The sequence below is a fragment of the Conyzicola sp. genome (genome assembly GCF_046714715.1).
Classification (GTDB): Bacteria; Actinomycetota; Actinomycetes; order Actinomycetales; family Microbacteriaceae; genus Conyzicola.
Genome location: NZ_JBKKAD010000019.1, coordinates 1 through 8,455, shown reverse-complemented (window position 1 = coordinate 8,455; position 8,455 = coordinate 1). Strand labels below are relative to the sequence as shown.

The 8,455-nt window shown below is 69.9% G+C and carries 10 protein-coding genes; 8 read left to right on the top strand and 2 right to left on the bottom strand.

The features are described from left to right. Both ACLQ6X_RS02095 and ACLQ6X_RS02090 read left to right on the top strand, forming a co-directional pair. Positions 1 to 577 (top strand): CGNR zinc finger domain-containing protein (locus ACLQ6X_RS02095; protein ID WP_411698508.1); only part of this gene is annotated, 577 nt, incomplete at its 5' end. Between the two features lie 88 nt (positions 578 to 665). Further along, positions 666 to 983, top strand: coding sequence for a hypothetical protein (locus tag ACLQ6X_RS02090; protein WP_411698507.1), 318 nt, complete (start codon positions 666 to 668; stop codon positions 981 to 983). Here the strand turns inward: ACLQ6X_RS02090 and ACLQ6X_RS02085 are convergent. Then, positions 980 to 1,282 carry a DUF427 domain-containing protein gene (locus ACLQ6X_RS02085; RefSeq protein ID WP_411698506.1) on the bottom strand — a complete coding sequence of 101 codons (303 nt, stop codon included), beginning with the start codon at positions 1,280 to 1,282 and terminating at the stop codon, positions 980 to 982. The genes ACLQ6X_RS02090 and ACLQ6X_RS02085 overlap by 4 nt on opposite strands. Before the next feature lie 78 nt (positions 1,283 to 1,360). Between ACLQ6X_RS02085 and ACLQ6X_RS02080 the strand changes: the two genes are divergently transcribed. From ACLQ6X_RS02080 to ACLQ6X_RS02060, 5 genes are all read left to right on the top strand, one after another. Then, positions 1,361 to 1,855 (top strand): hypothetical protein, encoded by a 495-nt coding sequence (locus tag ACLQ6X_RS02080; RefSeq protein ID WP_411698505.1) that lies wholly within the window; start codon positions 1,361 to 1,363, stop codon positions 1,853 to 1,855. A 52-nt stretch (positions 1,856 to 1,907) separates the two neighbouring features. Further along, positions 1,908 to 2,747 (top strand): SDR family NAD(P)-dependent oxidoreductase, encoded by an 840-nt coding sequence (locus ACLQ6X_RS02075; protein WP_411698504.1) that lies wholly within the window; start codon positions 1,908 to 1,910, stop codon positions 2,745 to 2,747. 9 nt (positions 2,748 to 2,756) lie between these two features. Beyond that, positions 2,757 to 3,365, top strand: a complete 609-nt coding sequence (locus ACLQ6X_RS02070; protein ID WP_411698503.1) for a DUF1684 domain-containing protein — start codon at positions 2,757 to 2,759, stop codon at positions 3,363 to 3,365. Between the two features lie 526 nt (positions 3,366 to 3,891). Beyond that, positions 3,892 to 5,403, top strand: coding sequence for a DEAD/DEAH box helicase (locus tag ACLQ6X_RS02065; protein ID WP_411698502.1), 1,512 nt, complete (start codon positions 3,892 to 3,894; stop codon positions 5,401 to 5,403). A gap of 104 nt (positions 5,404 to 5,507) precedes the next feature. Then, positions 5,508 to 5,987 carry an N-acetyltransferase family protein gene (locus ACLQ6X_RS02060; protein WP_411698501.1) on the top strand — a complete coding sequence of 160 codons (480 nt, stop codon included), beginning with the start codon at positions 5,508 to 5,510 and terminating at the stop codon, positions 5,985 to 5,987. Here the strand turns inward: ACLQ6X_RS02060 and ACLQ6X_RS02055 are convergent. After that, entirely contained in the window at positions 5,984 to 6,526 is a 543-nt protein-coding gene (locus ACLQ6X_RS02055; RefSeq protein WP_411698500.1) for an NUDIX hydrolase family protein, read from the bottom strand. The two genes, ACLQ6X_RS02060 and ACLQ6X_RS02055, sit on opposite strands and share 4 nt — an antisense overlap. An 85-nt stretch (positions 6,527 to 6,611) precedes the next feature. Between ACLQ6X_RS02055 and ACLQ6X_RS02050 the strand changes: the two genes are divergently transcribed. Further along, the coding region (locus ACLQ6X_RS02050; RefSeq protein ID WP_411698499.1) for a DEAD/DEAH box helicase at positions 6,612 to 8,455 on the top strand (1,844 nt) is incomplete at its 3' end.

Below are 8,455 nucleotides of genomic sequence, written 5' to 3'. Positions count from 1 at the left end.
GTTCGGCTCCGGCGACGGACACCGCTGGTGGTTCGATTCGGGCGCGCTCCCCCTCGATTTCGCCTATTCCGGCGCCATGGGCGACAACCCGGCGTGGGAGACGCTGCACTCGGCCGACGATCTCGCGTCGTGGCTGGAGGGCCGGTTTCCGGAACAGCTGATCCCCGCCGCGCAGCGCGATCTGACCGACGCTCTCGCCCTGCGCGACGCGATCGCCCGCAGCGCGACGGCCGCCGGTCGCGGCGAGGACCCCGCGGCCGACGACGTCGACGTCATCAACCTGTTCGCCGCGACCCCCGACATCCCGCCCGCGCTCGCCGGCGGATCCCGACAGGCGGGGCGCACCCGCGCCCGCCCGGGGCAGGCCCTGAGTGCGATGGCGCGCGAGGCGGTCGAACTCTTCACCCCCAAGCAGCGCGCCCGCATCCGGCTCTGCGCTGCCGAGGACTGCGGACTCGTCTTCTACGACGAATCCCGCTCGAACAACCGCCGCTGGTGCTCGATGAAACGGTGCGGCAACCGCACCAAGGTGCGCACCCACCGACTGCTGAACGGAACGCAGCCTCCCGGGGAGTGACTCCGGGCGCGACTGGCCGTAGTCTTATCGGCAGACGCAGCCCCAGACCTCGGTTGATTCTTTCGTTGGGATTTCGAAGGGGCTCACCATGTCGACTCTTGCCGCCGAGACGTTATCGCCGGGCTGGCTCAACACGCTCTTCACGCGTTCGATCACCGAGGGCGTCTCCGCGGTCGGCGACGACAGCGGGCTCCCCGGCCTCGAGTGGAGGGTGCGCATCGACAACGGCGAGATCGTCGTTCTCGGCGCACCCCCGCAGCACGTGACCGACCCGGTGTCGCTCTGCCGCAAATGGGCGCAGGCCCTGGGTCTCGACCGCGGCCGTTACGACGAGTCGGAGGACGTCTCGAGCTGGAGCCGCGTCGACGGGCCGTGGCTCATCGAGGTCTCGACGACGGTCTTCTAGTCGACGACCTGCACGTCTTTCCAGAACGCCACGTAGTTGGCGAAGTCCTTGCCGACGCGATCGGATGCGCCGGGGAGGGGATTCGGGTAGCTGAACGCGCGGTCCTGCAGCAGGGTGTCGCCGGACTTCACCGAGAAGTACTGGCAGTCGCCCTTCCACGGGCAGTGGTACGGGGTGGCGCTCTCGACGAGATACTCGCTGTTCACGCTCGACGGCGGGAAGTACCAGTTGCCCTCGATCGAGATCAGGTCTTCCTTGGGGGATTCGGCGATGACGACATCGCCCAGTACTGCCTTCATGTGAGCTCCTTAGGGGTTACGAGTCGAAACGCTACGCGGGCACCCTGAATTCCCGCAGCACGAGGGCAGACTGGTCGCATGAGAGTTCTCTTGAAGCTCGTGCTCGATTGTGAACCGGATGCCGCGTGGCAGGCGTTGCGCAGTCCCGCGGTATTCCGTCAGGTGTCAGAGCCGTTGATGGTGTTCGCCTCGCTCGACCCGGGCGGTTTCGCGGAGACGTGGAGCGAGGGCGAACACCGGGTCGCGGCCAAGGCGTTCGGCGTGGTGCCCGCCGGCGAGCAGATCATCGACATCCGCACCGAGCGTCGCCTGGACCACGTGCACGGCAAGCACGAGAGCCCCACCGTCGTGCGCATCGTGCACGACACCGGCCGCGGGCTCAGCTGGCCGCTCACCCTCACGAAGCACTGGCACCACCGCATGGCGGTATCGGCGCAACCCGACGGCCGCACGCTCTACCGCGACCAGCTCGAGTTCGACGCCGGTGCGCTCACGCCCCTGCTCTGGGTCGCCTACTGGTGCTTCTGGCAGTGGCGGGCGGCCGCGATCACGCGTCTCGCCCGCGACTGGTAGGCACCGCGCACACCCGACATGCGGCCGCCGACACGGGCGTAGCCTCGGACGCATGACCTCCCCCATCACCCTCATCACCGGCACGTCCAGCGGAATCGGACTCGAGATCGCGCTGCAGTCCGCCGCCGCCGGCCACACCGTCATAGCGACCATGCGCGACCTCGCGAAGGCCGGCGCCCTGCGCGACGCGGCGTCCGCGAACGGCGTCACCGTCGACATCCGCCAGCTCGACGTCACCGACGCCGCCTCCATCGAGGCCTGCGTCGCCTCGGTGATCGCCGACCACGGGCGCATAGACGCCCTCGTCAACAACGCCGGTGCCGGGCACGTCGCGACGATCGAGAACGAGACCCTCGACGACGTGCGCCAGGTGATGGAGGTCAACTTCTTCGGCGTGGTCGCCGTGACCAAGGCCGTGATGCCGCTGCTGCGCGCGAGCGGCGGCCGGATCGTCACGGTCACGAGCGTCGGCGGCGCGGTCGGGCAGCCGTTCAGCGAAGCCTACTGCGCGGCGAAGTTCGCGGTGGAGGGCTTCATGGAGTCGCTCGCTCCCGTCGCGGCGACCGTGGGCGTTAGCGTGTCGGTCGTCGAGCCGGGGGCGGTCGCCAGCGAGTTCGTGCCGAACATCGGTCTGTCGTCGGCGAAGATGGTCGCCGAGGCCGGCGCGTACGGTCCCGCGCTGGGCGCCTACCTCGCGACGTCGGGCTCGTCGTTCGCGAGGGCCCAGTCGTCGGCGGACGCCGCCGCGGCCATCGTCGCGGTGCTGGTCGCGGATGCGCCTCCCGCCCGCTCGCAGACCTCCGATGGCGCGCGGGCCTTCGTCGGCACCAAGTACTCCGACCTCGACGGCTCCGCGGTGCAGCACCTCACGCGCGGCTGGGTCGCGAGCTAGCGTTAGAGCATGACCGCTCTCGAAGTCGCCGACTGGCGCCGTCAGGTGTTCGCCCTCTACGAGCGGGTGCGCGCGACCCCCGACCCCGCCGAGGGGCACGCCGTGTGGCGCACCGAGCGCGATCGGCTCTTCGCGCAGCATCCGTCCACTCCCGTCATGGAAGCCGACCTTCCGGGCTTCACCGGCCTGCCGGTCGAACCGTACGACCCGGCCTGGCGCTTCGAGGTCGAGATCGAGGAGGCCGAACCGGCGCACTTCGATTTCGAGACCGGAACCGACGGCATCGTGCCGTTCGACCGGCTCGGCATCGCGGTGGTTCCGGGCGTCGGTTCGCTCGACGTCTGGCGGCTCACCAGCTACGGCGGCGGGCTGTTCATCCCGGTGCGCGACGCGCTGGCCGGCCGACACGGCGGAACCTACGGCGGCGGCCGCTACCTCGTCGACTCGATCAAGGGCGCGCTGCTGCAGTCGTCGGCGACGTCGCTCGTGCTCGACTTCAACTTCGCCTACAACCCGTCGTGCGCGTACGACCCGGCGTGGGCGTGCCCGCTCGCGCCGCCCGGCAACCGCGTGCCGGTGGAGATCCCGGTGGGCGAGCGCTACTTCGGCTCGCACTGACCCGGCGCCCCTGTACCAAATGCAGGAGATTCCTCGTCGAGTCACAGGTTTACGGGGATGCGCGGCCCTCCGCTGCGAGATTTCCTGCATTTGGCACGGGGTGCGGTCGGATGCGGTGGGCGGATGACACGGGGCCGGCGCATCACGCGGGCCGCAGCATCCGCCCCACCCTCCTGCCAGATGCCGCCCGCCTGCCAAATGAAGGAGAACTAGGGGACGAGTCACACGTTCGCTGCGATGCGCGCCCCTCACGAGCGAAATCTCCTTCATTTGGCAGCCGGGCAGGATTCGGCGGGCGAAAAACGGGGTGTGCTAGCGTTAAGGCACTTGCGAGTCCATGACGGACTCCCTGCGTCGTTGAACGCTCCCTCTTCTCGCCCGTGCCGATCAGAAGCACAGGGCTCGTAGAAACTTTCTCCGGCGAACGGATGTGGCCATCGCCACCTTCGCCATTCTGTCCGGTTTCGACGCGGGCGCTAGAGCGCCCTACTCAACCGGCTGATGCCCGAAAGGCACCAACACCTTCATGTCAGAAAACTCCTTCGCCGCGCTCGGCGTTCCGGCTCCCCTCGTCGCGGCCCTCGCCGCCCAGGGAATCGACGCCCCGTTCCCGATCCAGGTCGATACGCTGCCCGACACCCTGTCTGGCCGCGACGTTCTCGGCCGCGGTAAGACCGGCTCCGGCAAGACCCTCGCGTTCTCCATCCCGATGGTCGCGCGCCTCGCCGGCAAGCTCGCCGGCGGCAGCCGCCGCCCGAACCGTCCGCTCGCGCTCATCCTCGCCCCGACCCGCGAGCTCGCCACCCAGATCACCGTCGCGCTCACCCCGCTCGCCGACGCCTACGGCCTCAAGTCGACCACCATCTTCGGTGGCGTCAGCCAGCAGCGCCAGGTCGCGGCCCTCAAGGCCGGTGTCGACATCGTCGTCGCCTGCCCCGGTCGCCTCGAAGACCTCATGAAGCAGGGCTTCGTCAACCTCGACTCGGTCGAGATCTCGATCCTCGACGAGGCCGACCACATGGCCGACCTCGGCTTCCTGCCCGTCGTGACCCGCATCATGGACAAGACGCCCTCGTCGGGACAGCGCATGCTGTTCAGCGCGACCCTCGACAACGGCGTGGACAAGCTGGTTCGCCGCTACCTCCATAACGAGGTGCTGCACTCGGTCGACGAGGCCACCAGCCACGTCTCCGCCATGACCCACCACGTGTTCGAGGTCGACTCGGTCGAGGCCAAGCGCCTGCTCATCGAGAAGCTCGCCTCGGGCCAGGGCCGCCGCATCCTGTTCATGCGCACCAAGCACCACGCGAAGAAGCTCGCCCGCCAGCTCACCGACGCCGGCATCCCGGCGGTCGACCTGCACGGCAACCTCTCGCAGGTGGCCCGCGACCGCAACCTCGCGGCCTTCGCCGCTGGCACGAGCCGCGTTCTCGTCGCCACCGACGTCGCCGCCCGTGGTGTGCACGTCGACGACATCGAGCTCGTGATCCACGTCGACCCGCCCGCCGAGCACAAGGCCTACCTGCACCGCTCGGGCCGCACCGCCCGCGCCGGCAAGGAAGGCGAGGTCGTCACCCTCGTTCTGCCCGAGCAGCGCAAGGACACCGCCCAGCTGCTGCGCAAGGCCGCCATCACCGTCACGCCGCAGCGCGTCACCGCGGATTCGCCCGCCGTCACCGCCCTCATCGGCGAGGTCGCGGAATACGTGAAGCCGCAGCCCCGCGCCGCCGAGCCCGTTCGCGGGCAAAGCCAGGGTGGACGCAGCCAGGGCGCCAACGCCCAGCGCAAGCGCACCAACCGTGAGGGTGGCGGCGACGCAGCCCCCCGCCGCGACCGCAACGGTCGCCCTGCAGCAGCCGGCGCACCCGCCGCCGCCGGCCGTGCCGCGGGTGGCGCGCGCCGTGGTGGCGCAACCGGCGGTCGCCCCGCTGCCGCAGCATCCGCCCCTCGCACCTACTCGACCTCGACCGGCGGCAACTCCGGCTACGCCGAGCAGGCCGGTGGCGCCCGTCGCCAGGGCCGTCGCGCCCAGGGCTGATAGCCACCTCGATGGGCCTCGCCCCGCCCACCCGAGAGGGCGGGTCGGGGCGGGGCCCATTTTGGGTGGTGCCCTCGAGACGCAAGCACCACTAACATTTGCTCATGACTACGGTTATCCGCCGCGCCTCACTCGACGACGCTGACCGCTTGGGCGTGCTGCACTCCCAGTGTTGGGGCGAGCTGTACGCCGATGTTCTGCCGCCCGACATCCTCTCCGAACTCAGTTCCGCCGTGATGGCGCAGCTGTGGCAGCGGTTCGTGACCCGCGGCGAGGAGTACGCGCAGTACGTGGCGGAGGTCGACGGCGATGTCGTCGGTTTCGTGGGTTTCGGTCCGGGCCGCGACGAGGGCTTCACCGAGCTCACCGAGGTGTACTTCTGCTACGTCGCGCCGGGATTTCAGCGGTCGGGCATCGGAAGCGAATTGCTGGCGGCCGAGACGGATGCCACGTACCTCTGGATCTCGGAACGCAACCGCGCCGCCCACAAGTTCTATCGTCGCAATAGATTCGGGCCGGACTCCCGGCGGAGGATCGGGTCGCTCTTCGGCACCGACCTGCCCGAGATCCGGATGAGCCGCTAGGGCAGCACGCCCACCGAGGCGAGCGCCGCGCGCACGAGCGCGCCGCGGCCGCCCTCCATGTCGGCCGAGATGCCGGGCGAAACGGCCTCGGCCGGGGTCATCCAGGTCAGTTCGAGGGCGTCTTGGCGCGGCTCGCAGGTGCCGGTCACGGGCACGACGTAGGCGAGCGCGACCGCGTGCTGCCGGGCATCGGTGAACTGGCTGTCGCTCGGCCACGGGAAGAACTCGGCGACGTTGAACGGCACCGGGCTGGCGGGCAGCAGCGGGAAGGCCATCGGGCCGAGGTCCTTCTCGAGGTGGCGGAACAGAGCGTCGCGCAGCGTCTCGCCGTACATGACGCGCCCGGAGACGAGCGTGCGGGTGATCGCGCCCTCGAGGGATGCTCGCAGCAGCATGCCGACCTCGATAACCCGCCCCAGTCCGTCGACGCGCACGGGTATCGCCTCGACATAGAGGAGGGGGAGACGACGCCGGGTCTCGGCGAGCTCCTCTTCTGACAGCCAGCCGGAATTGGGATCTGGGGTGCCTACGGAGCTCATGCTCCATTGTTACCCATAGCGGAGCATCCGTCGCTCACCACCGGGCGAGTCAGCGGATGTCGGCGGCTCGGGAGAAGATGGACGGATGAGCGACGTGCTCGGCAGGTTTTCCCCGGCGACCCGGGAGTGGTTCGACGGTGCCTTCAGCGAGCCGACAGCCGCCCAACTCGGTGCCTGGGAGGCGGTCTCGAGCGGCAACCACGCCCTCGTCGTGGCACCGACCGGATCGGGTAAGACGCTCGCGGCGTTCCTCTGGGCGATCGACCGGCTGGCCTCGATGCCGCCGCCGGAAAACCCGCTGCACCGCACCCGGGTGCTCTACATCTCGCCGCTGAAGGCGCTGGGCGTCGACGTCGAACGCAACCTGCGCGCCCCGCTCGTGGGCGTCACGCAGACCGCCAAACGCCTCGGTCTCGCCGCCCCCGAGGTCACCGTCGGGGTGCGGTCGGGCGACACCACCCCCGGCGACCGGCGAGTGCTCGCGCGCACTCCCCCCGACATCCTGATCACCACCCCCGAGTCGCTCTACCTCATGCTCACGAGCGCGGCGAAAGAGACGCTCATGGGCGTCGAGACCGTCATCGTCGACGAGGTGCACGCGGTCGCGGCGACCAAGCGCGGCGCCCACCTGGCCGTCTCGCTCGAGCGGCTCGACGCCATGCTCGCGAAGCCCGCGCAGCGCATCGGGCTCTCCGCCACGGTGCGCCCGCGCGAAGAGGTGGCGCGGTTCCTCGCCGGAACGTCGCCGGTGACGATCGTGCAGCCCGTGTCGACCAAGAAGTTCGACCTCACCGTGGTGGTTCCGGTCGAAGACATGACCGAGCTCGGCGCCGCGCCCGCGATGGAGGGCTCGGCCGCGGGCGCCCAGCCGCAGGGTTCGATCTGGCCGCACGTCGAAGAGAAGATCGTCGACCTGATCTTCGAGCACCGGTCGACCATCGTGTTCGCGAACTCCCGGCGGCTGGCCGAGCGCCTCACGGCACGGCTGAACGAGATCGCGGAAGAGCGGGAAGCGGTCGCCCGCGGGTTGAGTAGCGACGAAGGAGCGTATCGAAACCCCGGCGACGAAGGTTTCGATACGGCCGCGGGCGGCCTACTCAACCAGCGCACAGCGACAATTCCGGCCCAGATGATGGCGCAAGCAGGTTCCACCTCGGGCGCCGCGCCCGTGCTGGCCCGCGCGCACCACGGCAGCGTGAGCAAAGAGCAGCGCGCCGGCATCGAAGACGACCTCAAGAGCGGGCGACTGCGCTGCGTCGTCGCCACGAGCTCGCTCGAACTCGGCATCGACATGGGTGCCGTCGACTTGGTCGTGCAGGTCGAATCGCCGCCCTCCGTCGCGAGCGGTCTGCAGCGCATCGGCCGCGCCGGCCACCAGGTGGGCGAGACGTCGAAGGGCGTGCTGTTCCCGAAGCACCGCGCCGACCTGCTGCACACCGCCGTCGCCGCCGAGCGCATGCTCTCGGGCCAGATCGAGGCGATCACCGTTCCGGCGAACCCGCTCGACGTTCTCGCGCAGCAGACCGTCGCCGCCGTCGCGCTCGGGCCGCTCGGTGTGGAGGAGTGGTTCGAGACCGTTCGCCGCAGCGCGCCGTTCGCGACCCTCCCCCGCAGCGCCTACGTCGCGACGCTCGACCTGCTGAGCGGCCTCTATCCCAGCGACGAGTTCGCCGAGCTGCGCCCCCGCATCGTCTGGGACCGCGTGGGCGGCACGATCACCGGGCGCCCCGGCGCACAGCGGCTGGCCGTGACATCCGGAGGGACCATCCCCGACCGCGGGCTCTTCGGCGTCTTCATGGTGGGCGAGAAGGCGGCCCGCGTCGGCGAGCTCGACGAGGAGATGGTCTACGAGTCGCGCGTCGGCGACGTGTTCGCGCTCGGCGCCACCAGCTGGCGCATCGAAGACATCACGCACGACCGCGTGCTCGT